The 22990-nt window shown below is 73.0% G+C and carries 24 protein-coding genes; 13 read left to right on the forward strand and 11 right to left on the reverse strand.

Annotation, left to right across the window (positions count from 1 at the left end):
* Nucleotides 1-196: 196 nt before the first annotated feature.
* Both PV341_RS12650 and PV341_RS12655 read right to left on the reverse strand, forming a co-directional pair.
* Entirely contained in the window at nucleotides 197-328 is a 132-nt protein-coding gene (locus PV341_RS12650; protein WP_500325223.1) for a hypothetical protein, read from the reverse strand.
* Nucleotides 325-504, reverse strand: coding sequence for a hypothetical protein (locus PV341_RS12655; RefSeq protein WP_500325221.1), 180 nt, complete (start codon nucleotides 502-504; stop codon nucleotides 325-327). Before PV341_RS12655 ends, PV341_RS12650 begins: the two co-directional genes overlap by 4 nt.
* A 216-nt stretch (nucleotides 505-720) precedes the next feature.
* Here PV341_RS12655 and PV341_RS12660 point away from each other — a divergent pair, with 216 nt between their 5' ends.
* Both PV341_RS12660 and PV341_RS12665 read left to right on the forward strand, forming a co-directional pair.
* On the forward strand, nucleotides 721-1152 hold the full coding sequence (locus PV341_RS12660) for an Ohr family peroxiredoxin (RefSeq protein WP_500325219.1): 432 nt from the start codon (nucleotides 721-723) through the stop codon (nucleotides 1150-1152).
* A 177-nt stretch (nucleotides 1153-1329) separates the two neighbouring features.
* Nucleotides 1330-3015 (forward strand): cytochrome c biogenesis protein DipZ, encoded by a 1686-nt coding sequence (locus tag PV341_RS12665; RefSeq protein ID WP_500325217.1) that lies wholly within the window; start codon nucleotides 1330-1332, stop codon nucleotides 3013-3015.
* Nucleotides 3016-3453: 438 nt separating this feature from the next.
* On the opposite strand, the gene PV341_RS12670 is transcribed toward PV341_RS12665, so the two are convergent.
* Entirely contained in the window at nucleotides 3454-4512 is a 1059-nt protein-coding gene (locus tag PV341_RS12670) for an alpha/beta fold hydrolase (protein WP_500357768.1), read from the reverse strand.
* A gap of 332 nt (nucleotides 4513-4844) precedes the next feature.
* On the opposite strand from PV341_RS12670, the gene PV341_RS12675 reads away from it, so the two are divergent.
* On the forward strand, nucleotides 4845-5465 hold the full coding sequence (locus PV341_RS12675) for an HAD-IA family hydrolase (protein WP_500357770.1): 621 nt from the start codon (nucleotides 4845-4847) through the stop codon (nucleotides 5463-5465).
* 69 nt (nucleotides 5466-5534) lie between these two features.
* Here the strand turns inward: PV341_RS12675 and PV341_RS12680 are convergent, their stop codons facing one another.
* Nucleotides 5535-6566 carry a nitronate monooxygenase gene (locus PV341_RS12680; RefSeq protein ID WP_500325211.1) on the reverse strand — a complete coding sequence of 344 codons (1032 nt, stop codon included), beginning with the start codon at nucleotides 6564-6566 and terminating at the stop codon, nucleotides 5535-5537.
* Between the two features lie 238 nt (nucleotides 6567-6804).
* Between PV341_RS12680 and PV341_RS12685 the strand changes: the two genes are divergently transcribed.
* The 4 genes from PV341_RS12685 (at nucleotide 6805) to PV341_RS12700 (ending at nucleotide 9913) form a co-directional block, all read left to right on the forward strand.
* A complete protein-coding gene (locus PV341_RS12685; protein WP_500325209.1) occupies nucleotides 6805-7194 on the forward strand; it encodes a YybH family protein in 390 nt (129 codons plus the stop codon).
* Nucleotides 7195-7386: 192 nt separating this feature from the next.
* Complete coding sequence (locus PV341_RS12690) at nucleotides 7387-7689, forward strand: muconolactone Delta-isomerase family protein (protein WP_500325207.1); 303 nt, start codon at nucleotides 7387-7389, stop codon at nucleotides 7687-7689.
* Between the two features lie 119 nt (nucleotides 7690-7808).
* A complete protein-coding gene (locus PV341_RS12695) occupies nucleotides 7809-9113 on the forward strand; it encodes a YbfB/YjiJ family MFS transporter (protein ID WP_500357772.1) in 1305 nt (434 codons plus the stop codon).
* Between the two features lie 86 nt (nucleotides 9114-9199).
* Entirely contained in the window at nucleotides 9200-9913 is a 714-nt protein-coding gene (locus tag PV341_RS12700) for an SDR family NAD(P)-dependent oxidoreductase (RefSeq protein ID WP_500325203.1), read from the forward strand.
* A 70-nt stretch (nucleotides 9914-9983) separates the two neighbouring features.
* Here PV341_RS12700 and PV341_RS12705 read toward each other — a convergent pair whose 3' ends face one another.
* The 4 genes from PV341_RS12705 to wrbA all read right to left on the reverse strand — a co-directional run bounded on the left by PV341_RS12705 (nucleotide 9984) and on the right by wrbA (nucleotide 12920).
* Nucleotides 9984-10697 (reverse strand): SDR family oxidoreductase, encoded by a 714-nt coding sequence (locus tag PV341_RS12705; protein ID WP_500325201.1) that lies wholly within the window; start codon nucleotides 10695-10697, stop codon nucleotides 9984-9986.
* Nucleotides 10698-10822: 125 nt separating this feature from the next.
* Nucleotides 10823-11221: an MmyB family transcriptional regulator gene (locus tag PV341_RS12710; protein ID WP_500325199.1), complete on the reverse strand. Its 399-nt coding sequence runs from the start codon at nucleotides 11219-11221 to the stop codon at nucleotides 10823-10825.
* A gap of 323 nt (nucleotides 11222-11544) precedes the next feature.
* Nucleotides 11545-12195, reverse strand: a complete 651-nt coding sequence (locus tag PV341_RS12715) for a DsbA family oxidoreductase (RefSeq protein WP_500325198.1) — start codon at nucleotides 12193-12195, stop codon at nucleotides 11545-11547.
* A gap of 116 nt (nucleotides 12196-12311) precedes the next feature.
* Complete coding sequence (wrbA, locus tag PV341_RS12720; RefSeq protein ID WP_500325197.1) at nucleotides 12312-12920, reverse strand: NAD(P)H:quinone oxidoreductase; 609 nt, start codon at nucleotides 12918-12920, stop codon at nucleotides 12312-12314.
* A gap of 191 nt (nucleotides 12921-13111) precedes the next feature.
* Between wrbA and PV341_RS12725 the strand changes: the two genes are divergently transcribed.
* A complete protein-coding gene (locus PV341_RS12725) occupies nucleotides 13112-13585 on the forward strand; it encodes a MarR family winged helix-turn-helix transcriptional regulator (protein WP_500325196.1) in 474 nt (157 codons plus the stop codon).
* Between the two features lie 140 nt (nucleotides 13586-13725).
* Nucleotides 13726-14289: a CGNR zinc finger domain-containing protein gene (locus tag PV341_RS12730; RefSeq protein ID WP_500325259.1), complete on the forward strand. Its 564-nt coding sequence runs from the start codon at nucleotides 13726-13728 to the stop codon at nucleotides 14287-14289.
* Nucleotides 14290-14397: 108 nt separating this feature from the next.
* On the opposite strand, the gene PV341_RS12735 is transcribed toward PV341_RS12730, so the two are convergent.
* The 3 genes from PV341_RS12735 to PV341_RS12745 are packed head-to-tail and all read right to left on the reverse strand — an operon-like array spanning nucleotide 14398 to nucleotide 17277.
* A complete protein-coding gene (locus tag PV341_RS12735) occupies nucleotides 14398-15090 on the reverse strand; it encodes a cytochrome b/b6 domain-containing protein (protein WP_500325194.1) in 693 nt (230 codons plus the stop codon).
* Entirely contained in the window at nucleotides 15032-15706 is a 675-nt protein-coding gene (locus PV341_RS12740; protein ID WP_500325257.1) for a molybdopterin-dependent oxidoreductase, read from the reverse strand. The genes PV341_RS12735 and PV341_RS12740 overlap by 59 nt, the downstream gene beginning before the upstream one ends.
* A gap of 59 nt (nucleotides 15707-15765) precedes the next feature.
* Nucleotides 15766-17277, reverse strand: coding sequence for a GMC family oxidoreductase (locus PV341_RS12745; protein WP_500325256.1), 1512 nt, complete (start codon nucleotides 17275-17277; stop codon nucleotides 15766-15768).
* Between the two features lie 661 nt (nucleotides 17278-17938).
* On the opposite strand from PV341_RS12745, the gene PV341_RS12750 reads away from it, so the two are divergent.
* From PV341_RS12750 to PV341_RS12765, 4 genes are all read left to right on the forward strand, one after another.
* A complete protein-coding gene (locus tag PV341_RS12750) occupies nucleotides 17939-19888 on the forward strand; it encodes an N-acetylmuramoyl-L-alanine amidase (protein WP_500357774.1) in 1950 nt (649 codons plus the stop codon).
* A 195-nt stretch (nucleotides 19889-20083) separates the two neighbouring features.
* Nucleotides 20084-20542, forward strand: coding sequence for a hypothetical protein (locus tag PV341_RS12755; RefSeq protein ID WP_500357775.1), 459 nt, complete (start codon nucleotides 20084-20086; stop codon nucleotides 20540-20542).
* 82 nt (nucleotides 20543-20624) lie between these two features.
* Complete coding sequence (locus tag PV341_RS12760; protein ID WP_500325188.1) at nucleotides 20625-22079, forward strand: glyceraldehyde-3-phosphate dehydrogenase; 1455 nt, start codon at nucleotides 20625-20627, stop codon at nucleotides 22077-22079.
* Nucleotides 22080-22237: 158 nt separating this feature from the next.
* Nucleotides 22238-22978 carry a GNAT family N-acetyltransferase gene (locus PV341_RS12765; RefSeq protein ID WP_500357777.1) on the forward strand — a complete coding sequence of 247 codons (741 nt, stop codon included), beginning with the start codon at nucleotides 22238-22240 and terminating at the stop codon, nucleotides 22976-22978.
* Nucleotides 22979-22990 lie beyond the last annotated feature (12 nt).

The raw sequence follows: 22990 nt of genomic DNA on the forward strand, positions 1-22990 counted from the left end.
TATTGGTTCTTCGGTGCAGGCCCGCCCGTCACGCCGGAGCGACGGGCGGGCCTGCACCGAAGAACCAATATGACCGGTCGTCTCACATGCGTCAAGCGTGGCCGCCGGCTCCGGCCGCACCCCGGGTGCGACGGCGCCGGCCCGCTCCCGACGGTGGTCGGGGCGGGCCGGCGTGGTGGCGATGGGGGCGGGGCGGTCAGACGACCTGGGCGAAGCAGGCGACGCTCACGGCTGCCGCGAGCACCGTCAGGGATGCCGCCAGGAGCGGCTTGGGGATGCGCACGGGGGAGACCTCCGTTGCTCGGCCGGCGGAGCCGGTGGGGTTCACAGGCAGTAGCGGACGAGCCAGTCGTCGGCGGTGTACACGTCCCGGGCCGGGTCGGGTGCCGTGGCCGGGCTCTCCTGGACCATCTGTTCGGGCCGGACGCGCTCCGGCAGCTTGCCGAACCGGGCCCTGCGCGCCGCCGCGGCGGCATCGGGGGTCTTGTGTTGCGTGGGCGGCATCGCGTCGTCTCCTCCGCCGAAGGGTGTCGTTCCCGTTGACGATGTCCCCCATTTCGTCACCTGTCAAGGAAGTGATTCACCTCACGGGTCGCGGGGTGGGCGGCAAGGGGACGTAGTGCGTCACCTGTTTGACAGGTGATGAAAGGTTCTGCGACAGTCGCACCACCCGGACAGGTGATCCGCTGGGGCGACCGGCCCGGGACGCGCGAGAGAGGCATGATCGTGACCGAGACGCACTACACCGCCGTCGTCACCGCCACCGGCGAGGGCCGCAACGGAGGCCGGGCGGCGTCCAGCGACGGGCACCTGGACCTGACCCTCGCCGTCCCGGAGGAGTTCGGCGGCAACGGCGGGGCGACCAACCCCGAGCAGTTGCTCGCCGCGGGATGGGCCTCGTGCTTCCTGGGCGCGGTGAAGATCACCGCGGCGCAGCGCAAGGTGCGCGTGCCCGACGTGGCCGTCGTCGCCGAGGTCACCCTCCACCACCGGCACGAACAGGGCGACTACGGCCTGAGCGCCGTGCTGCACCTGGAGGTCGGCGGCGTGGACCAGAAGACCGCCGACGAACTCGGTGCGGGCGCCCACCAGATCTGCCCCTACTCCAAGGCGCTCGCCATCCCGGTGACCGTCGAGGCCACCGTCGTCTGACGCCGTACCCGCCGCCGCCCACCCGCGGCGGCACCGTCCGTCCGCGTCGTGCCGGGGCCACGGGCCCCGGCCCCACCCGCGGCGGCACCGTCCGTCCGCGTCGTGCCGGGGCCACGGGCCCCGGCACGACGCCGTTCCCCCCGGGGCCGTCCGTGAGGGCTCCGTCCGGAGGTCGTCTTGCTCACGCTGCTGCTCATCGGACTGGTCGGCGGATTCGTCACCGCCGTCTCCCCGTGCGTGCTCCCCGTCCTGCCCCTGGTCTTCCTCTCGGGAGGGGTCCCGGCGTCCGGGCAGGCGGCCGAACCGGCGCGCAGGAGCCGGCCGTACGCGGTGATGGCCGGGCTGGTCGTCAGCTTCAGCCTCATCACGCTGTTCGGCACCCTCGTGCTCGGTGCCCTGCCGGTGCCCCCGGACATCCTGCGGTGGGTGGGACTCGGGGTGCTTCTCCTGCTCGGCGTGGCCATGATGTTCCCCGCGGTGCAGGACCTGCTGGAGCGCCCGTTCGCACGTATCGGGCAGCGGCGGGTCGGTGGCGGACGCGGCGGCTTCCTCCTGGGACTCGTTCTCGGCACGGTCTACGTGCCCTGCGCCGGGCCCGTCCTGGCGGCGATCGCCGTCGCCGGCGCCACGCACCGGATCGGCGCGGGGACGGTCGTGCTCGCCGTCGCCTTCGCCGTCGGCACGGCGGTGCCGCTGCTCTTCTTCGCGCTCGCAGGCCGCAGGGTCGGCGAGCGGGTGCGCGCGTTCCGCGAACGGCAGCGGGGGGTGCGGTTCGCCGCCGGACTGACCTTCGTCGTCCTGGCCTTCGGCCTCACCTTCAACCTCACCGACGTCGTGCAGCGTGCCGTCCCCGACTACACCTCGCGCATCAACGACGCGATCGCCGGCCCCGGGCTCCCCGGTGGGCACGGCCCGTCCGGCTCACGGGAGCTGCGCTCCTGCGCGGAGGAACCGGCCTCCGTCCTCCTGGACTGCGGCGCGGCGCCGGAGATCTCGGGGATCCAGCAGTGGCTCAACACCCCGGGGAACGCACCGCTGACGAAGGAGTCACTGGCCGGCAAGGTCGTCCTCGTCGACTTCTGGGCCTACTCCTGCATCAACTGCCAGCGCGCCATCGAGCACGTCGACGCCTGGTACGGGAACTACCGGTCCGACGGCCTCGTGGTGATCGGCGTGCACACCCCCGAGTACGCCTTCGAGCGCGTCCCCGGCAACGTCGCGGCGGGCGCCCGGCGGCTCGGCGTCGACTACCCGGTGGCCCTGGACAACTCCTATGCGACCTGGGACAACTTCGGCAACCAGGCCTGGCCCACCCAGTACCTGATCGACGCCCGGGGCAGGGTCCGGCACGTCGCCGTGGGCGAGGGCGGTTACGGCGGCACCGAGTCGCTGATCCGGCGGCTGCTCACCGACGCGCGCCCCGGCACCGCGCTGCCGCCCCCCACCGACGTACCCGACGACACCCCGACCGACGGGAGGCAGACCCCGGAGATCCCGCTGGGGGCGGGCCGCAGCGCGGCGGTGGTGAACGGACCCGTGGCCACGGGGACCGGTGAGTTCCGCCGCCCGGAGACGCTCCTGCCGGGACAGGCCGCCCTGACCGGGGCCTGGGACGCCGGCGAGGAGGCGATCACCAGCGGGCGGAACGCCGGGATCACCCTGGACTTCTTCGCCCGCGACGTCTACCTCGACGTCGGCGGCACGGGAACCGTCACCGCGACCCTGGACGGGAGGACCAGCACCTTCACCGTCTCCGGCGCCCCCGGCATCCACCGTGTGGTGACCGGGAGTTCGTCCCGGCAGGGCGTCCTGACGCTGAAGCTCTCGCCCGGACTCAGCGCCTACTCCTTCACCTTCGGCTGATCGCACGGCTGCCGGCCGGCCCTACCGCCCTCGTCCGCCCCGCGGCCGGGGGCGGTGGCCTGCTTCCCGGGGGTTCCTGCCAGGCCACCGCGAACGCCGTGCCTGCGCACCGCGCCACCGCGACGGGTGGGCGCCGATGACAGCGGACCCTGGCGGGGGACGGCGAGGTGCGGGCGGTGGGTGCCGACGACGGCCGTGTCCGTGCCGCTGTCGGGACCCGAGGGGGACTCGCCAACGGCCGCGCGGAGGAGGGTTACGCCGGGTACGGCCTCGCCCGCGAGCCGGATGCAGCCGGCGGTGTCCTGGCCGATGAGGGAGCGGAAAGGGGCGGACCGGGTCGCCCGGCTCCGAGGGTGCCGTGCTCCCGATCCGCCCCGAACCGATCTCCGTGACGGGCGGTCACGCCGCCGCCCGCCCCCTGCCGGTGGGCGCGGCTCTTCAGAAGGCGTCGACGTCGACGACGGCCGCGGCGAAGGCCTCCGGTGCTTCCTGGGGGACGTTGTGCCCGATGCCCTTCAGCGTGCGGTGGGCGTACTTCCCCGAGAACTTGGCGCGGTAGGCGGCCCCCTCCCCGGCCGGGGTGAACGGGTCGGCCTCGCCGTCGAGGGTGATGGTGGGCACCCCGATCATCGGGCCTGCGGCGAGGCGCCGCTCCAGGCGGTCGTAGCGCGGATCGCCCTTCTCGAGGCCCAGCCGCCAGCGGTAGTTGTGGAGCACGATGGCCACGTAATCCGGGTTCTCGAAGGACGCCGCGGTGCGGCGGAACGTGGCGTCGTCGAACTCCCACGTGGGGGAGTTGAACTGCCAGACCAGCCGGGCGAGGTCGTGCCGGTTCTCCTCCAGGCCGAGCCGTCCGCGCTCGGTCGAGAAGTAGTACTGGTACCACCACGCCCACTCCGCCTTGGGCGGCAGCGGCTGCTTGTTCGCCTCGCGGTTGGTGATCAGGTAACCGGTGACGGAGACCAGGGCCTTGCAGCGCTCCGGCCAGACCGCGGCGATGATGTCGGCGGTCCGCGAGCCCCAGTCGTAGCCGGCGAGGACCGCCTTCTCGATCCGCAGGGCGTTCATCAGGGCGATGACGTCGAGCGCGACCACCGACTGCTGGGCGTTGCGGAAGGCCCTGGGGGAGCGGAAGCGCGTCGTGCCGTGGCCGCGCAGGTGCGGGACGATGACGCGGTAGCCCTCCGCCGCCAGCAGGGGTGCGACGTCGACGTAGCTGTGGATGTCGTACGGCCAGCCGTGCAGGAGTATCACCACGGGGCCCTCGGCGGGGCCGGACTCGGCGTAACCGATGTTCAGGACGCCGGCGTCGACCTGCTTGAGGGCGCCGAGGGAGGTGTACGTCCCCCGGACGGATGCGGGTCCCCCGGTGCCCGGCCGCGGCCCGTGCGGTGTCGCCGCCGAGGCGGGCTGCGACGCGAGGCCCGACAGCCCCGCGAGTGACGCCGCGGCCGCGCCCGCACCGAAAACCTTGCCGAAGCTCCGCCTGTCGATCATTCCCAACCTTCTTTCCTGTTCCCGGGGTTCTCCCGGCGGCAACCCTCGCACGCGCATGCGTCACCGGTCAAGGTGGTGACGCAGGTGACGCACTGCCGACGTCGTCCGGGGGCCCACTGAGGTCCGGGGGAGGGGTGGCCGGGCGGGCCGCGGAAGGGGATGGCAGGATGACGTCCGGTCGTCGCCCCGTGCGTGCCGCCCGTGTGGCCGCCGCTCCCGGCCGGCCCCCTCGGGCACCGTGCGGCAGCGTCGCCGGCGGACGGCCCATCGCGCGGCTGCCGCGTCCGCATCGCGGCGGCAGGCGTCCTCGTCGCTACCGCAGGAGTTCCGTCATGTCCCACCGCACCGGCCTGATCCTCGACTTCGGCGGTGTCCTCACCACGCCTTTGCTGCCCGCCGTGCTCGCCTTCGAACGGCGCGAGGGACTGGCCGAGGGGGCGTGCATCACCGCGCTCTACCTCGACGAGGAGGGGACCCGGCGCACCCACGACCTCGAACGCGGCACGATCACCCAGGTGGAATGGAACATCGCGGCGGCCCGCAGCCTCGGCGTGGCGCCCGACAACCTCATGGGCCGGATCTTCGCCGACCTCCGCCCCGAGACGGCCCTGATCGACGCCGCGGCCGCCGCCCGGCGCGCCGGGGTGCGCGTGGGGATCCTGTCCAACTCCGTGGGCTCCGCGCCGTGGGACCTCTACGACGGCCACGACCTGGAGGGTTCGTACGACGCGGTGGTCATCTCCGAGCACCACGGGATGCGCAAGCCCGAGCCCGCCATCTTCGAACTGGCGCTGGAGAAGCTCGGTCTGCCCGCCGAGGCCTGCGTGTTCGTCGACGACACCGAGCAGTACCTGGCGCCCGCGGCGCAGCTGGGGCTCGCGGGCGTCCACGCCAAGGACCCCAAGGAGACGATCGCGCAGCTGGAGGTCCTGCTCGGCGTCGCACTGACCTGAGCGGCGGGACCGGGACCGGGCCCGGGGCCGGGTGGGCCGCCGTGTGCGGCCCGCCCGTGTGCCCCGGGATCAGATTGCGGACGCCAGCCGCCGCAGGATCCGCTCCGCGGGCTCCTCGGTGGCGTGGCGGTAGCCCGTGCCCGCCCACAGGTTGATCCGCTCGGGGTCGCCCGCGGCGGCGGCCGCCTTGCGCATCGGGCTGGTCAGATGGTGCAGGGCCGGGTAGCCGGCCGGAGCGTGCCCGGTGTGGCGGTCGGTGAAGCCGTTGCGCAGTGCCCTCGCCGGACGACCCGTGAACGCCCGGGTCACCACCGTCCCGGTGCGTGCCGGGTCGGCCAGCGCCGCCCGGTGCGGCGCGGAGGTGCCGGCCTCCTCGGCGCGCAGCAGGACGGTGCCGACCATGACCGCGTCGGCTCCGGCCCGCAGCGCACCGGCCACGGCGGCCGGGGTCGCCAGGCCTCCGGCGGCGACGAGCGGCAGGGGCACCGCCGCGCGCACCTCGCCGAGCAGGTCCTCGAGGGGGACGGCCGCCGGTACGTGCTGCGGGGTGAGCGTGCCGGAGTGCCCGCCCGCGGCGGACGCCTGCACGGCCAGTGCGTCCGCGCCCGCCTCCGCGGCGGCCCGGGCCTCCGCGGCCGAGGTGACGGTCAGGACGACCAGGCTTCCGGCGGCGCGCAGCGCGGAGACGACCGAGGCGTGCGGGACGCCGAAGGTGAAGCTGACCACCGGCACCGGGTCGGAGAGCAGCAGGTCGACCTTGTCCGCCCAGTGGTCGTCGTCCTCGACGATCTCCGCCGCCTGCGCGTCGATGCCGTGCGTCCCGGCGTCGGGCGCGATGGCGCGTGCGTAGCGCCGGAAGGCGTCGGGGTCCACCGGGACGGGATTGGGTGCGAAGAGGTTGACGCCGAAGGGCACCTGTCCGGGCCGGACCGCGGCGATCTGCTCGGCGAGCGCCGCCGCGGTGCGGTATCCGCCGGGCAGGAAGCCCAGGCCGCCGGCTCGGGCGGCCGCGGTGACCAGCGCGGGGGTGGTGGGACCGCCGGCCATCGGCGCGGCGAGGACCGGGGCGTCGACCCCGAGTGCGGCCAGTGGCGAGACCATGATGTGAGTGTTCCTCCTGCGGGGCGGCGACGGTCGTTCGCGCGGTGGGCGCGGGGCGGGCGGTGCCGGCGGCGGGCTTCTCGCCGGCGTCACGGTGCGGCCCGTGTTTGCCAGTATACGACCGCCCAACTATTTTTATTAGACCGGTCGACTATCATCGGCCATCCACTGATCCGGCCGCCCTCCGCACGCGGACGGGTGCCGTTCTTCCTACCGTTGAGCACAGAGGAGAACCGACATGAGCGCTGACCCGAAGGACGCCGCGAACGACCCGATGCGCGAGACGCTGTCCCGCTGGAAGGCCGCCTTCGACGGCCACCGGCCGGACGAGATGGCCGAGTTGTTCACCGTGGACGCCCTGTTCCAGGGGTTCGGGCCCGAAACCACGGCCGGCCGTGACGCGGTGCGCGCCTACTACGAGGCCGTGACGGAGGACCGCTGGGCGGACGTGGGGAAGGTGCAGGGCTACCGCATCGGCGACCGGGTGGCCGGCGGCTTCGCCGACGTCGTCTTCCGGGGCGCGGAGGGTTGGGAGGCCGCCGTGCACCTCTCGCTGGTCCTGCAGCGCGAGGGTGACGACTGGCTGATCCGCGCCTACCACGTCTCGCGGATCGTCACCGACCACTGAGGCCGAAGGCCCCCCGTCCGCCGGGTGGAGCGCGTTGCGAGGTTCCGCCTCCCAGCAGGGAGGGCGGCGGTCGTGGCGCCGCCCCCGCCCGTGGGCGCAGGGTGGAAGGGCGCAGGACCGGCGGTTCGTACACCGGTCCGGCCGCGTGCCCGCCCGTCGAAGGTTCCGGCAGTTTCGAAGAGAGGCAACACCGTGAAGGAGTTCCTGGTCGAACTCACCACCACCGTCCCCGAGGGCACCGACCCCGCCGAGGTGGACCGGCGTCGCGCGGCCGAGGCCGTCCGCGCCGGGGAACTGGCCGCCGCCGGCCACCTCGTCAGGCTGTGGCGCCCCGTGGGCGAACTGCGCAGCATCGGCCTCTGGCGCGCCGCCGACGAGGCCGAGCTGTACGAGAAGGTCCTCGGCACGCTGCCGCTGTGGCCGTGGATGGCCGCGGCCGTCACCGCCGTGCAGTCCCACCCCAATGACCCGGGGAAGGCGAACGGCGACGCCTGACGGCGCACGCCCGCCGCACGCGGCACCACACACGGCTCCCCGCCGCCCGGACACGGTCGCGACGGGGAGCCGTGGTCCGTCCGGTCCCGTCCCGGAACCCACCCGTCGAGGAATGTGTCATGATCCAATCAACCCGGCGCCCGGCCGCCGCACGCGGCGGCGCCCCCGGGTCGCCCTGGGCCCATGTGGCCCGGGCCGGGGCGGCGCTGGCGGCGGCCATGGGGGTCGGCCGTTTCGTCTACACCCCGATCCTCCCCCTGATGCACGCTCAAGCGGGCCTGACGGCCGGGGCCGGTGCGCACCTGGCGACGGCCAACTACGTCGGCTACCTCGCCGGAGCGCTCGCCGGGACCGTCCTCCCCCGGCTGACGCGCTCCGCCGCCGTCCTGCGCGGTTCGCTGGTGCTGCTCGTCGTGAGCCTTGCCGCCATGCCGCTCACGCACGCGACCGCCGTATGGCTGGTGCTCCGGCTGGTCGCGGGCACGGTGAGCGCGACGGTCTTCGTCATCGCCGTCAGCGCGCTCCTCGGGCGGCTGCGCGCGCACCCCGCACACCTGCCGGGCTGGGGCTTCGGCGGGGTCGGCGCAGGGATCGCGCTGTCCGGCCTGCTCGTCCTCGTCCTGCGCGGCTTCGCCGACTGGCGGGCCGCGTGGTGGGCGTCCGCCGCACTCGCCGCGCTGCTCGCCGTGCCGGCGTGGACCATGCGGACGGAACCCGCGCCGGACGCGCCGGACGCGCCGGACGCGCCGGACGCGCCGGACGCGCCGGCCGCGTCGGTCGATGCGGCCCCCGGAGCGCCGGGGCGGACGGCGGCGCCGCGCACGCACCGCTGGTTCGGTGCCCTGTTCGCGTCGTACACGCTGGAAGGCGTCGGCTACATCATCGCCGGCACCTTCCTGGTCGCCGCGATCGACCAGGGCTCACCCGGACCGCTCGGCACCGCCGCGTGGGTGCTGGCAGGGGTGGCGGCCGTCCCCTCCGCCGCGCTGTGGGCGTGGCTGGGACGGCGCTGGTCCCGCCCGGACGTGCTGCTCGCCGCGCTGGTCGTGCAGGCCGCCGGCATCGCCCTGCCGGCCCTGGTCGGGGGGTCCGCCGCCGCGCTCGTCTCGGCGTTCCTCTTCGGCGCCACCTTCATCGGCGTGAGCACGGTCGCCCTCGCGGCCGGGACGCATCTGCGGTTCCCACGTGCGGTCGCCCTGCTGACCGCCGGCTACTCGGTGGGTCAGATCCTCGGCCCTGTGGCCGTCGCGCCGCTGCTGCGCCACGGCTACCAGCAGGCACTGGTCCTGGCGGCACTGGTCGTCCTGGCCGCCGCCGCGGCGGCGTTCGTGCTGCGCATCGGGTTCCCGCACCGCTTGGACCTGCCCGCCCCTCGGGAAGCCGCCTCCGGCGGCGCCGCCCCCGTCCGGGTTCCGGGTCTTTGACAGTTCTCGACCGGTCGTCTACGTTATATGTGACCGGTCGTCTAGTACCGGATTCCCCATGACACCCCCCTGGAAGAAGTAACACCATGAGCATTGAGGGTCAGAAGGTCGCGGTCATCACCGGTGCGTCGCAGGGCATCGGTGCCGGTCTGGTCGAGGCGTACCGGAAGCTGGGGTACGCGGTGGTGGCCACGTCGCGGAACATCGGCGACTCGGCGGACCCGGGCGTCGTGACGGTCCGCGGCGACATCGCCGAGTGGGCGACCGCGGAGCGGGTGATCGCGACGGCGGTGGAGCGCTTCGGCCGGGTGGACACGCTGGTCAACAATGCGGGGATCTTCGTGGCGAAGCCGTTCACGGAGTACACCGAGGCGGAGTACCGCGCCGTGCTCGGCATCAACGTGGACGGCTTCTTCCGCATCACGCAGCTGGCGGTGGAGCGGATGCTGCAGCAGGGCGGCGGGCACGTGGTCCAGATCTCCAGCAGCCTCGGGGACCAGGCGGACGCGAAGATCACGTCGGTGCTGGCCTCGCTCACGAAGGGCGGCCTGCAGTCGGCGACCCGGGCGCTGGCGACCGAGTACGCGAAGCAGGGGATCCGGGCGAACGCGGTGGCGCTCGGCACGATCAAGACCCCGATGCACCCGGTGGAGACCCACGAGTGGCTGGCCGAGCTGCACCCGGTCGGGCGCATGGGCGAGATCGCCGACATCGTCGAGGCGGTGCTCTACCTGGAGAACGCGCCGTTCGTGACGGGCGTGACCCTGCCCGTCGACGGCGGCCAGACCGCCGGCCGCTGACCGGCTGGCTGCACAGGCCGTGAGTTCACGGCGGCGGCCCCGGACGGAGACGTCCGGGGCCGCCGCCGCGTCATGCGCCCGGGGTGGGGCTCGGGGGTCCGGAGAGCGCGGACTTGGCGCGCCGGGTCTCCTCGTCGGCGAGGACTTCCGGCCGGTCGTGGAGCAGCGCGTCCATGGTCAGTTCGGCCACGGTCCCGGCGCTGATCTTCGGGGCGTCGGTCCACGCGCTGAGTTCGGTGTCCACGAAGCTCGCGTGGACGCCCACCACCAGCGTGCCTTGGGGGTGCAGGGCCTGCCGGAGGGTGTCGGTCAGCGACCATGCGGCCGCCTTGGAGGCCGCGTACCCGGGGATCAGCGGCTGGCCGACCCAGGACGCCAGCGAGAGCATGTTGACCAGCGCCCCGCCCCCGTTCGCGGCCAGGATCGGGGCGAAGGCCCGGGAAACGGCCCAGGTGCCGAAGTAGTTGACCTCCATCGCCTGGCGCGCGCCGTCGAAGGAACCCTCCAGCAGACGGGTGCCGGCGCCGCCCGTGCCCGCGTTGTTGACGACGATGCTGACGTCGCCGGCCGCGGCGGCCGCCGCGGCGACCTCGTCGGGCTTGGTGACGTCCAGGCGCAGGGGTACGAGGGTGTCGTCCACCAGGCTCTGGTCGACGAGGCTCTCCGGATCGCGGACGCCCGCGTAGACCTTGGACGCGCCGTGCGTGATGAGCGCGCGGGCGAAGGCGCGGCCGATGCCGCGGCTCGCGCCCGTCACCAGGGCGACCGACCCCTTGATGTGCATCGTGCCTCCTTCCTGCGGGCGCGCCCTGCCCGGACGGCCGCGCGGTCGTCGGCGGCCCCGGGCGGTGTGCGGCAGCCCTCGGCGCAGGCGTGGATCGGCCTGCGGGGCCAGGCTAACAGCTGACTTTAAGTGTGAAAGTCAGATGACTGGGCCGGTCGGGCCGCTGGCCGCCCTGTTCGGCCCACTGGGCGAGCCGGCGCAGGGCCCGGTCGGAGGCGGTCGCGGGCTCCGCGGTGCGGACGCCGAGGATCTGGTCCGGATCGCCGGTGGCGCTTGATGCCGTGGCCGTCCCACCACGTCGGGAGGTCCTCGTCGCGCCCGGACAGTTCGCCGACCAGCTCGGCGAGCCGGGGGTCGTGGGGGTGCTTGCCGGAGTAGAGGCGGGCGTCGAGGAAGATGAAGCGGGCCATGCTCCGCTGCCGCTGGGGGAGCGCGTCGAAGCCGGTGTGGAGCGCATGGGCGAGCCGGTCGGCGGCCGGGACGCAGGTGCGGCGCCCCACCACCAGCGCGGGGCCCTCGGTCATCGGCTCCAGGAGGCGGTGCAGGGCCGGACGGACCTGTTGCGGCGGCAGCGGACGGGGCGCCGGGGCGGTGGGGCGGAGGACCTGGCCACGGTGAACAGATGGACCCGTTCGTCGTCGGTCAGGCGCAGGGCGCGGGCGGTTCGGGGACCGGGCCGGCCTGCGCGGGGGAGATCTTCGCGCGGCGTGAGCGGAGGAACTCCCCGAGCGCGGCGTTCCGGGCGTTGTCCCTGGTCATGTGCGCGTATGTCTCCCTCACGCCACGGCGCCCGCCACGGGGGAACGCGCCGCGCAGGGGTACTGCGGGAGCCCCCCGGGGCCGGGCGTCAGGCCCGGGCCCCCGCGTGGTCCTCCCACGCCTGCTCCAGGGCACGGGTGAACAGCTCGACGGGCTGCAGTCCGCTCACGCCGTACTTCCGGTTCAGCACGAAGAACGGCACGCCGCCGGCGCCGAGTTCAGCGGCCAGCCGCTCGTCGGCCCGTACCTGCTGGGCGTAGGCGTCGGGGTCGGCCAGGACGGCGCCTGCCTGCGCCCGGTCCAGTCCCGCCTCGGCCGCCAGGTCCAGCAGGGTCTCCGTGTCGTAGACGGAACGCTCGTCCGCGAAGTTCACCCGGAAGGCGAGGTCCAGGAGCTCCTGCTGGACGCCGTGCTCCTTGGCGAAGTGCAGGAGGCGGTGGACGTCGAAGGTGTTGCCGTGGACGCGGCCGCCGATCCGGAAGTCCAGTCCTTCGGTGCGCGCCTCGGACGCGGCGTGCTCCTCCCGTGCGACCTGCTGCTCGCGGGTGCGCCCGTACTGCGCGGCCACGGCGTCGATGATCGGTGTCGTGCCGTTCTTGGCGTCCGGGTTGAGCTCGAACGACCGGTGTACCACCTCGACGCCGTCACGGTGCTCGAAGCCGGCGAGGGCCCGCTCGAAACGGGCCTTGCCGGCGTAGCACCAAGGGCAGGCGATGTCGGTCCAGATCTCGACGCGCATGTTTCCGCATCTCCCTGTTCGTGGGTTCGGTGAGGATGTGGGGAGCGGCGCCGCGCGGTTCCCCCGGTGAGGGGGCCTGCCGCGCGGCGCCGCTGCCGGCGGGGTGCCGGGAGGGGTCAGGCCGCCTTGAGCTGCGCGGCGACGCGCACGACGCGCTCGGCCTGGACCCGGGCGGCAGTGCGGGTGACCTCGTCCACGGGGTTGTTGCCCTGGCCGTCCACGTGGGAGGTGCCGTAGGGGTTGCCGTCGACGAACTTGGAGGGCTGGGTGAAGCCCGGGGTGACGGTGATGCCGCCGAAGTGGTGGATCGAGGTGTAGAGGGCCAGCAGCGTGGCCTCCTGGCCCGCGTGCGCGGTGGCGCTGGAGACGAAGGCGCTGTAGACCTTGTCGATCAGCTTGCCCTCGGCCCACAGCCCGCCGAGCGTGTCGATGAACTGCTTGAGCTGCGCCGAGACGTTGCCGAAGCGGGTGGGGGTGCCGAAGATCACGGCGTCGGCCCACTCGACGTCCTCGGGCGTGGCGTGCGGGACGTGCGTGTTCGCCGCGTGGTGGGCGGCCCAGGCCGGGTTGCTCTCGATGGCGGCCTGGGGGGCGAGTTCGGCCGTCTTCACCAGGCGCACCTCGGCGCCGGCCTTGACCGCGGCGTCGTGCAGTTCCCTGGCGATCTCGGTGATGGTGCCGGTCGACGAGTAGTAGACGATGGCGAGCTTGACGGGGGTGGCCACAGGAGGCTCTCCGCTTCTTTTCGTTGCTGTGCGATGGGGGGATGGGCGGACCGGAGGAACTAACTGACCGGTCGCCTATTTGAAGCTAGACGACCGGTCGACAACTGTCAAAGGCATGTGCTCGCACCGGTTCTCGCCGGAGTGCCGATCATTGAGGCCTCATTGACCCGTCAAGAAGCTAAAGTGGGGGGATGGCGTCCACGAAGCAGCAGTTGCAGCCCCTCAGCGCGAGGGAGGAGGCTTTCGTGCGCGCGCTGGGCCGGGTGCTCCTGGAGCTCCCGCGTGCCGTCGACGCCGACATGGTCGAGGGGGCGGGGCTGCCGCTCTCCGAGTACACGCCGCTGAGGCACCTGTCCGAGACCCCGGGGCGCGCGATGCGGATGAGCGAACTCGCCGCCGCCTGCAGCCTCTCCCTGAGCGGGATGACCCGCGTCGTCATCCGGCTCGAGAAGCACGGCTGGGTGGAACGCGTCAAGTGCGCCGAGGACGGCCGTGGTTGGAACGCCGTGCTGACGGACGCCGGGCTCGAGCGCCTGGAGCAGGCCTGGCCGACGCACCTCGCCAGCGTGCGACGCCACCTCGTCGAACCCTTCGCCGACCAGGACCTCGCCGCGCTGACCATCGCGCTGGGCCGGGTGGCGACCGACCAGGGCGCCTCCGCCTGACCCCGGCCTGAGACCTCCGCCTGTTCGCCGTCGAGGCCGGCACGCCGGCACGCCGGCGGGCTGCAGTGGGCAGAATGGGTGTGCCGCCGTCGGGCCGGTGCCTTGCCCTCTTGTTCGTCACCTGTCAAAATGGTGACATGATGCATGTGTTCAAGTGCGGCATGCCCGTGCTGGACTTCGTGGGAACCCTGAGGCGCCGTCGCAACCCGGAGCCCCAGGAGATGCTCACCACGCCCGAGAGCCTCGACGCCTGGTTCCGCGAGTCGGGGCTCGTCGACGGGGACGTCCTCTCGCAGCCGTCCGACGTGGCGGAGGCGGTCTCCCTGCGGGAGGCGGTCTTCTCGCTCGTCAGGTCCGCGCTGAACAAGGAGGACTACGACACCGACGCGCTCGCGCTCCTCAACGCGGCGGCACGCAGGCCGTCCGCCGTCCCGCAGCTCACCAGGGACGGGCGCAGGGTCGAGGCGACGCCGCAGCAGGCCCTGTCGTCGCTGGCCCGGGAGGCCGTGCGGCTCCTCAGCGGCCCGGACGCGGAGCTGGTCAAGGAGTGCAGCAGGCCGGAGTGCACGCAGATCTACCTCGACCGCTCGCACGGCAGCCGTCGCGAGTGGTGCGCCATGGACCCCTGTGGCAACCGTGTGAAGGCGGCGGCGTACCGCGCGCGAAAGAAGGCGGCCACGCCGCGGACGGCCGTGTCCGCGTAGCACACCGCCGCGCGGGGGAGCGAGTGCCCGTCGATACGCCCGGGTGGCCGGGCCCCGCAGAACGGGGCCCGGCCACCCGGGCGTTGCGTGGGTGCGGCGCGGCGACGTTCAGCGCTCCGGCGTGTCCTCGGCCGCCGGGCGGTCCTCGTCCAGCCAGTGGGCGTGCCATCGCCGCGCCCAGCCCAGGGAGACGTACCCGGTGCGCATCCCGAGCCGCGCCTCGGGGTCCTGGAACGCCTTGCGGATGTGCCCGATCAGCACCAGGGCGATGGCCCAGGCCAGGAGGTCGTGCACGAAGATCGCGCTGGTGCGGGAGACCGCCGGCAGCAGGCCCGTGAACCACATCAGCAGCCCCGTGGCCGTCATGACCAGCACGACCCCGGCGAGCCAGCCAGCGTAGAGCTTCTGACCGGCGTTGAACTTGCCGGCGGGACGCATGTCCGGCGAGGTCAGCCGCCGGCGCGCGGCCCGCAGCCAGCGCTTGTCGTACGGGGCGAAGCGGTTCAGCCTGCGCAGGTCCGCGCGGAAGGCGGGGGAGGCGAGTCCGAGCAGGAAGGGCAGCGGCAGCAGGATCCCCGACCATTCGTGGACCGTCGCGAGCAGGTGGCGGCGGCCGACGAGCTGGGCCAGCGGCCCCAGGTAGAGGCAGGCCGCGGTCACCAGGCACACCAGCATCAGCAGACCGGTGCCGCGATGCACCCAGCGCTCGGCCCTGGTGAACCGCAGTACGCGCCCGGAGCGTTCAGGCGGCCTGCGCGTCGCCGCGCTGGTCGGCGCCGTCGAGCCAGCCGTCGACGTCATAGCCGTACTCCTCCCAGTAGCCGGGGATGACCTCGTCGGTCACGGTGATTCCGGACAGCCACTTGGCCGACTTGTAGAAGTACATCGGCGCGGCGTAGAGCCGGACGGGGCCGCCGTGCTCGTGGCTGACGGGCTTGTCCTGCATCTTCAGGGCGACCAGCATGTCGGGGCGGCGCGCCTGGGTGAGGGTCAGGCTCTCGGTGTAGACGCCGTCGAAGCACGTGAAGTGGATCGCCTTGCCCTCCGGGCGCACCCCTGCCGCGTCCAGGAGGTCCGACAGCGGCACGCCCTCGAAGGGGGTGTCCGCCACCCGCCAGCCGTCGGTGCACTGCACGTCGCGCACGATCCGCTGCTGCGGGAGCGCGCGGAGGTCGTCGAGGGTGTACGTCCGCGGACGGTCGACGAGACCGTTGACCTTCAGCCGGTAGGTCCGCTCGTCCTTGCGGGGCACCGAGCCGACGACGCTGTAGTAGCGGAAGCCGCCCGGGTTGGGGAGCACCCCGGTGAGCCCGGTGGGGTCGGCCTGGGAGGCCGCGCCGAGGAAGTTCTCCCAGCCGCGCTGCAGCCAGGGTGCGGCGGCGACGCCGGCGACGCCGGCGCCGAGCATGCCGAGCATGGTGCGGCGCGCCACGGGGGCCCCGCGCTCCGGCTGCTTCTCGTGGTCGGCCGCGGTCATCACGCCCCCTTCCGGGAGACGAACTCGGCGGCCCGCTCGGCGATGGCGTAGACCGTCGCGTTGGTGTTCCCCGAGACGATCGACGGCATCACCGAGGCGTCGGCGACGCGCAGCCCGTCGATGCCGCGGACCCTGAGCTCCTCGTCCACCACGGCGCCCTCGTCGGTGCCGAGCCTGCACGTGCCGACCGGGTGGAAGTAGGACGCCAGGCCCCTGCGGAGGTAGGCGGCGACCGCCGCGTCGTCGTCGACGTCCACGCCGGGCAGCACCTCCTCGCCGCGCCAGCCGTCGAGCGCCCTGGCCCGGCCGATCTCACGGGCCGCGCGGATGCCGGCGACCATGGTCCGCAGGTCACGGGGGTCGGCGTAGTAGTCCGGGTCGATCAGGGGGGCGGTCCCGGGCGCGGATGAGGCGAGCCGCACCGTGCCGCGGCTGTGCGGGCGCATCAGCGAGACGCGGATCGTGTAGCCCTCACGCGGCCCCGCGAGGGCGGGCGCATGGCTCGGGACGTCGACGAAGATGATCTGCAGGTCGGGGGCGTCGGCGGAGGGCGTGCTGCGCAGCAGGCCCAGTGCCTCCCCGTGGTTGTTCCGCGCGGCGGGGACCGGGCGGGCGGCGGAGTAGACCAGACCGGCCATCACATGGTCCTGCAGGCCGCTCCCGACGCCGGGCAGGTCGTGGACGACCTCAACGCCGGTCTCCCGCAGGTGCCGGCCGGGGCCGATGCCCGAGAGCATGAGCAGGTGCGGGGTGCCGATGGCGCCGGCCGTGAGGATCACCTCACGGGTGGCGCGGGCGGTGACCTCTTCTCCTCCGGCGGTGTACGCCACCCCGGTGCAGCGGTCGCCGTCCAGCAGGACGCGGTGGACGAGCGCACCGGTCACCACGCGCAGGCCGGCCCGTCCCGACGCGGGGGTGAGGTAGGCGTCGGCGGCGCTCTGACGCCGGCCGTCGACGATGTTCAGGTCAGGCCAGCCGAATCCCTCCTCCAGCCCGGAGCTGATGTCGGCCGCCCTGCGGTGGCCCGCTTCCGCGGCCGCTTCCAGACAGGCCTCCAGCACCGGGTTCGGCTCGCGGGCGGGGGCCACGGCCAGCGGTCCGTGCTGCCCGCGCGTGCGGGGGTCGCGGCCCTCCGCGCGCTCGCTGCGCATGAGGTACGGCAGGAGGGCGTCGAAGCCCCAGCCCTTCGCGCCGCCGGCGGCCCACGCGTCATAGGCGCTGCGGTGCCCGCGGGTGAAGACCATGGCGTTGATCGCCGACGACCCGCCGAGGCCCCTGCCCCGGGCGAGCGCCACGGACGTGCCGGTGGCGGCCTGCTCGGTCGTGCGGTCGCCCCAGTCGGACGACGTGCCCAGCAACCGCGGCCACGCGGGGGGAACCGGCATCGCCTCCGGCACGTCGGGGCCGCCCGCTTCCAGCAGGAGGACGCGGGCGCCGCCGTCCTCGGACAGGCGCGAAGCCAGCACACTGCCGGCCGTTCCCGCGCCCACCACGACGTAGTCGTAATCCACAGCCTGGCTCACGCGGCCTCTCCTCGGTTCCGGGGACGCGATGACCGATCTGATCACCTATTGAAGTGGTGATGACTTTCGCACAGAAAAAAGTCACCTGTCAAGGCGGTGACGAGTGAGGGCGTCCAGGGTCGCATGGTGAGACGCGGCGTCGTGAATGAACCGATTGACGCCATTATGCGTCGCAGTTACTTGCATGGTGCAGCACTTTCCTGATCTACTCCTTGACGCAGCAAGCTATTGGCCCGGGGTCTGCGGCTCTCGCGTGCACGCCCGTCCGGACAAGAAGAGGGATCTTCGTGAGCTTCCACCGTCGGGGCGGTGACGCACCGGGAGGTCGTGCGACTGCGATGCACCGGCCGAGTTCGGCCGCCGATGCGGTCCCCGCCCCTCACGCCTCCCGGTTCCCCCTCGCGGGTGCGGGAGTTGCGGCGGATGCCGGGAATTCGGCTGATGGACCCCCGCGCTCTTCCCGCTCGCCGTCCGGAGGATCCGGCCCGCCGCCGGCGAACCGCGCGACGGTGGCTCGATAGTGACGGTGCCTCAAGTTCCGGGGATTCGGCGTGGGTAGAATCCGCGAGCCTTCCACGGGCCGATGGAGCGTCACATCGACGTCCGGCCAGGGGAATTGGCCTCACACGTTCAAGATTTGGGATCGTTCATGACATCAGAAACATCCATACGCCGGCACGCCAGGCGGCGCAGGCCCGGTCTGCTGGCCGCGGTCGGCGCGCTGGTGATCGCGGGTTCGGTGGCCGTGCCGTTGACGGCGCAGGCCACCGGTGCGGCGCCGGCGGAGACCGCCCGGCAGCGCGACTTCGCCGCGGCGGCCGAGGAGTACCACGTGCCGGAGCAGGTGCTGCTGGCCGTGGCGTACCAGGAGTCGGCGTGGGACGGGCACGCGGGCGCGCACAGCGCGAGCGGCGGCTACGGTCCGATGCACCTCACCGACGTGACGGCGGAGATGGTGGCCGGTGGTGACGCCGGAGCGGCCGGCCGCAGCGACCTCGCGTCCTTCGTCGCCGACCCGGCCCTGCACACCCTCCAGGCCGCGGCGAAGCTCACCGGCCTGTCGGCGCGGGAGCTGAGGAACGATCCGGCGGCCAACATCCGCGGCGGCGCGGCGCTCCTCGCGTCGTACCAGCAGGCCACGGCCGGAACCGCCTCCGCCGAACCCGGCGACTGGTACGGAGCCGTGGCCCGTTACAGCCAGGCCTCGCAAGCGCAGGGTGCCAAGGCGTTCGCGAACCGTGTCTTCGCCACCCTGGCCAAGGGCGCCGGCCGTACCACGACGGACGGGCAGCGGGTCAGCCTCGCCGCCGCGCCGCAGGTCAAGCCCGCCACGAGCCAGTTGGCGAAGCTGCACCTGAAGGCCGCGGCGACCGCCGACGTCGAGTGCCCCGCCACCGTGGACTGCACCTTCGTGCCGGCGGCGTCGACCAACGGCCAGGTCTCCAGCCGGCCCGCCAACGGGGTCCGCATCGACACCATCGTCATCCACGACACCGAGGGCTCGTACGAGTCGGCGATCGCCACCTTCCAGGCCCCGGGCAGCACGACCGCCTCGCACTATGTGATGCGGTCGTCGGACGGTGCGGTGACGCAGATGATGCCCACGAAGGACATCGCCTTCCACGCGGGCAACTACTCCACCAACATGCACTCCATCGGCATCGAGCACGAGGGCTACGCGGCGCACGGGGCCGACTGGTACACCGAGGCGCAGTACGAGGCCACGGCGGAGCTGGTGAAGTACCTGGCCGAGCGCTTCGACATCCCGCTCGACCGGCAGCACATCCTGGGCCACGACAACGTTGTCGGCCCTGCGTCGTCCTACGTCGCGGGCATGCACTGGGACCCGGGCACCGCCTGGGACTGGGAGCACTTCATGGCCCTGCTCGGCGCGCCCGTCACGGGCGAGCACGGGGTCGGTGACATCGGCTCGGTGGTGACCATCGCCCCCGGCTTCGAGCGGAACCAGCAGACCGCCGAGATCTGCCCGTCCGAGGACCCGACCGGTGCCACCCCCGAGTGCACCAAGGTGACGCAGGCGGCCAACACCCTGTTCGTGCGCACCGCCCCCAGCAGCACCGCGCCCCTCTTCGGGGACCCGGCGATCCACTCCGGTGCCGCCGGCACCGACCGGATCAACGACTGGGGCAACACCGTGCAGGCCGGCCAGCAGTTCGTCGTCGCCGGCAAGGAGGGCGCCTGGACCGCGATCTGGTTCAGCGGCGCGAAGGTGTGGTTCTACAACCCGCACTGCGCCAACACCGTTCCGGCGCACGGCGGTTACACCCTCATCAAGGCCGGCGTGACGCCCGCCACGCCGCCCGGCAAGGTGTACGGCACCAGCTACCCGGACGCCTCGGAGTACCCGGCCGGGTATGGCGCCTCCTCGCAGGCCCCGCTGAGCATGTACAGCATCCCGTCCGGCCAGGCGTACGTCGCCACCGCGCCGCCCGCCCTGACCGACGACTACTTCAAGAACGACGGCAAGGTCGTCTTCGGCGCCAAGAAGATGTACACCATCCAGTACAACCACCGCACCGCGCTGGTGTACGCGGGCGACGTCATCGCCACGGAGCGTCCCGCGCACAACGACCGCTGATCCGGTCGCCGGCGCCCGTTCCGACGCGCTGAGGGTGGGGCCCGTGAGCCACGGCTTCCGGGCCCCACCCGCATCCGGGCCCCCTGTTCGGGGCCCCCTGTCCTGCCCTTTCCCGTCCTTCGCCCGCGCCGGTCCGGCGTGGAGCGGCACCCCGGTGAGCGGGACTCACCGACTGCACCACTTCTGGAGCCACAGGTGCGCACAGCACTCCTGCCCGCAGCACTCGCCACCGCCGCACTCGGTGTGTCCGCCGTCTCCTGCGCGGACGCGCCCCGCCCCGGTGGCACGGCCGCCGAGGCCCCCGCGGAGGACCTGCGGGTGGGGGCCGTCTGCTCCTCGCACTTCGCCTTCGCCACCGACGTCTCGTGCGGGCTGGTGAACCTCGGCGACGTCCGCTTCCACTGCACCGGTGAGCACGACGGCCCCTGTCCCCGGACCCGTTCCGTGACGTTCGAGAACATCGGCAGCACCTCGGTGCGGCTCGTGGCGGTCAGCGGGTCGGCGCCGGGGGAGCGGCACGAGGCCGTGTCCCGGGCGCTGCCGACCGGGGCGCGGGCGGTCGTGGCGCCGCGCGACGGTGACCGGTACCTCTACGACGTCCTCCTGCGCGCGAAGACCGGCTCGGCGGCGGTGGGGGTCGTCGCCGTCTCCTGACGTCACCCGGTGGGACCCGCGGCAAGAGCGAGATGGCGGTGTGGTTAACATATGAGCACCGCCTAGCTCGAAAGATAAGCCTGTGACTGTCAACGAGGACTCGTTCACCGACTGGAAGCACCGCGAGGAGATCGCGGAATCGATGATTCCGATCATCGGGAAGCTGCACAGGGAGCGGGACGTGACCGTCCTGCTGCACAGCCGCTCCTTGGTGAACAAGTCGGTGATCAGCATCCTCAAGGCCCACCGCTTCGTCCGGCAGATCGCCGGCGAGGAGCTCTCGGTCACCGAGACGCTGCCGTTCCTGCACGCACTCACCACGCTCGACCTCGGCCCGTCCCAGATCGACCTCGGCATGCTCGCCGCGACGTACCGGGCCGACGACCGCGGGCTGTCGGTGGCCGAGTTCACCGCGGCGGCCGTCGCGGGCGCCACGGGTGCCAACAAGATCGAGCGGCGTGAGCCGCGCGACGTCGTCCTCTACGGCTTCGGCCGCATCGGCCGCCTCCTCGCCCGGCTGCTGATCGAGAAGGCCGGTTCCGGCAACGGCCTGCGGCTGCGCGCCATCGTCGTCCGCAAGGGGGCCGGACGGGCCGGCGAAGACCTCGTCAAGCGCGCCTCGCTGCTGCGCCGCGACTCCATCCACGGCCAGTTCCAGGGCACGATCACCGTCGACGAGGCGAACAGCACGATCGTCGCCAACGGCAACGCCATCAAGGTGATCCACGCCGACGACCCGACGTCGCTGGACTACACCGCGTACGGCATCAAGGACGCCATCCTCATCGACAACACCGGCAAGTGGCGTGACCGCGAAGGCCTTTCGCAGCACCTGCGCCCCGGCGTCGACAAGGTCGTCCTGACCGCGCCGGGCAAGGGCGACGTCCCCAACGTCGTCCACGGCGTCAACCACGACATGATCAAGCCGGACGAGCGGATCCTGTCCTGCGCCTCCTGCACCACCAACGCGATCGTGCCCCCGCTGAAAGCGATGGCGGACGAGTACGGCGTCCTGCGCGGCCACGTCGAGACGGTCCACTCGTTCACCAACGACCAGAACCTGCTGGACAACTACCACAGCTCCGACCGCCGCGGCCGTTCGGCGCCGCTCAACATGGTCATCACCGAGACCGGTGCCGCCTCGGCCGTCGCCAAGGCGCTGCCCGACCTCAAGGCCAGGATCACCGGCAGCTCCATCCGCGTGCCGGTGCCGGACGTCTCGATCGCGATCCTCAGCCTGCAGCTCGCCAGGGAGACCACCCGTGAGGAGGTCCTCGACCACCTCCGCGAGGTGTCGCTGACCTCGCCGCTCAAGCGCCAGATCGACTACATCAGCGCCCCCGACGCCGTCTCCAGCGACTTCATCGGCTCGCGGCACGCCTCGATCGTCGACGCCGGCGCCACCAAGGTCGACGGCGACAACGCCATCCTCTACCTCTGGTACGACAACGAGTTCGGCTACTCGTGCCAGGTCATCCGTGTCGTGCAGCACGTGTCCGAGGTCGAGTACCCGACCTACCCGGCCCCGCAGGCCTGAGGGTCCGGCGCACCGACGCACCGACGCACCGGTGCGTGGGTGCGCCGGTGCGGCAGGGCGTCCCCCGGCCGGAAACCGGTTGCCCGCACCGGCGGGCGGCCCGCAGCATGGGCCGCATGAGAGCGATGCCGATGCCGGTGGGCGGGTACTGAGTGGCCGTGCACGAAGAAGAGCGCCTGGTCCTGCGCGGCCCGGGGGGACTGCCGGAACTGACGTACGTCGAGGGGGTCCGGGACGGCCGGCCGTGGGCCGACCTCGCGGAGGCGGTGGGACCGGACCCCGTACCGGCCGTGCTCGCGGGCATGCCGGGGTGGGCCGTGTCGGGTTCCGTCGAACTCGGGGAGCAGCTCGTCCGGCACGGTGCCCGGGTCCTCCGGCACGCGCACACGATGGAGCGCGACCTCGTCGCCGACCCCCCGCCGCGCGAGTGGGCCCCGGCGCCCCTGCCGGACGGACTGTGCGCCGTACCCTGCGACCGGGAGGCACACGAGCTGTTCCCCGCGTGGCGTGCCGCCTTCGGGCCGGGCCATCCCGACCACCATCAAGGAAGTGACGAGGAGGCCCTCGAAGCCCAGCTGGCTCCGGTGCTGTCGGGCGCCGTGCTCGGGCCGGTCCTGCCGTGCAGCACCCTGGCCGTCGACGGCGACGGCCACGTCGTCGCGGGGGTCGTGGTGACGGACCGGGACGGCCTCCCGTGGGTCGCGACGGTCTTCCGGCAGCCGGACCCCCGCCACGCCGGCCTCGGTTCCCGGCTGCTGCGCCGGGCGCTGGCGGACGCGGCGGCCGGCGGTCTCCCGAGGATCGCCCTGGCGGTGAGCGACGGCAATCCCGCTCGCCGGCGGTACGAGCAGCTGGGGTTCGCCGTCATCGCCACCTCGCTCACCGTCCTCGTCCCCTGAGCGGTGCCGGGC

The sequence above is a fragment of the Streptomyces sp. PA03-1a genome (genome assembly GCF_033792805.1).
In the GTDB taxonomy this organism is placed as follows: Bacteria; Actinomycetota; Actinomycetes; order Streptomycetales; family Streptomycetaceae; genus Actinacidiphila.

What these genes read in the sequence shown, in the direction of transcription:
- PV341_RS12740 (WP_500325257.1), bottom strand. Translation starts at nt 15,706, where the DNA reads ATGCTCGGCATGCTCGGCGCCGGCGTCGCCGGCGTCGCCGCCGCACCC.
- PV341_RS12750 (WP_500357774.1), top strand. Translation starts at nt 17,939, where the DNA reads ATGACATCAGAAACATCCATACGCCGGCACGCCAGGCGGCGCAGGCCC.
- PV341_RS12670 (WP_500357768.1), bottom strand. Translation starts at nt 4,512, where the DNA reads ATGATCGACAGGCGGAGCTTCGGCAAGGTTTTCGGTGCGGGCGCGGCC.
- PV341_RS12660 (WP_500325219.1), top strand. Translation starts at nt 721, where the DNA reads ATGATCGTGACCGAGACGCACTACACCGCCGTCGTCACCGCCACCGGC.
- PV341_RS12700 (WP_500325203.1), top strand. Translation starts at nt 9,200, where the DNA reads ATGAGCATTGAGGGTCAGAAGGTCGCGGTCATCACCGGTGCGTCGCAG.
- PV341_RS12680 (WP_500325211.1), bottom strand. Translation starts at nt 6,566, where the DNA reads ATGGTCTCGCCACTGGCCGCACTCGGGGTCGACGCCCCGGTCCTCGCC.
- PV341_RS12705 (WP_500325201.1), bottom strand. Translation starts at nt 10,697, where the DNA reads ATGCACATCAAGGGGTCGGTCGCCCTGGTGACGGGCGCGAGCCGCGGC.
- PV341_RS12715 (WP_500325198.1), bottom strand. Translation starts at nt 12,195, where the DNA reads ATGCGCGTCGAGATCTGGACCGACATCGCCTGCCCTTGGTGCTACGCC.
- PV341_RS12685 (WP_500325209.1), top strand. Translation starts at nt 6,805, where the DNA reads ATGAGCGCTGACCCGAAGGACGCCGCGAACGACCCGATGCGCGAGACG.
- PV341_RS12725 (WP_500325196.1), top strand. Translation starts at nt 13,112, where the DNA reads ATGGCGTCCACGAAGCAGCAGTTGCAGCCCCTCAGCGCGAGGGAGGAG.
- PV341_RS12655 (WP_500325221.1), bottom strand. Translation starts at nt 504, where the DNA reads ATGCCGCCCACGCAACACAAGACCCCCGATGCCGCCGCGGCGGCGCGC.
- PV341_RS12735 (WP_500325194.1), bottom strand. Translation starts at nt 15,090, where the DNA reads ATGACGTCGACGGCTGGCTCGACGGCGCCGACCAGCGCGGCGACGCGC.
- PV341_RS12710 (WP_500325199.1), bottom strand. Translation starts at nt 11,221, where the DNA reads ATGACCGAGGGCCCCGCGCTGGTGGTGGGGCGCCGCACCTGCGTCCCG.
- PV341_RS12730 (WP_500325259.1), top strand. Translation starts at nt 13,726, where the DNA reads ATGCATGTGTTCAAGTGCGGCATGCCCGTGCTGGACTTCGTGGGAACC.
- PV341_RS12695 (WP_500357772.1), top strand. Translation starts at nt 7,809, where the DNA reads ATGATCCAATCAACCCGGCGCCCGGCCGCCGCACGCGGCGGCGCCCCC.
- PV341_RS12675 (WP_500357770.1), top strand. Translation starts at nt 4,845, where the DNA reads ATGTCCCACCGCACCGGCCTGATCCTCGACTTCGGCGGTGTCCTCACC.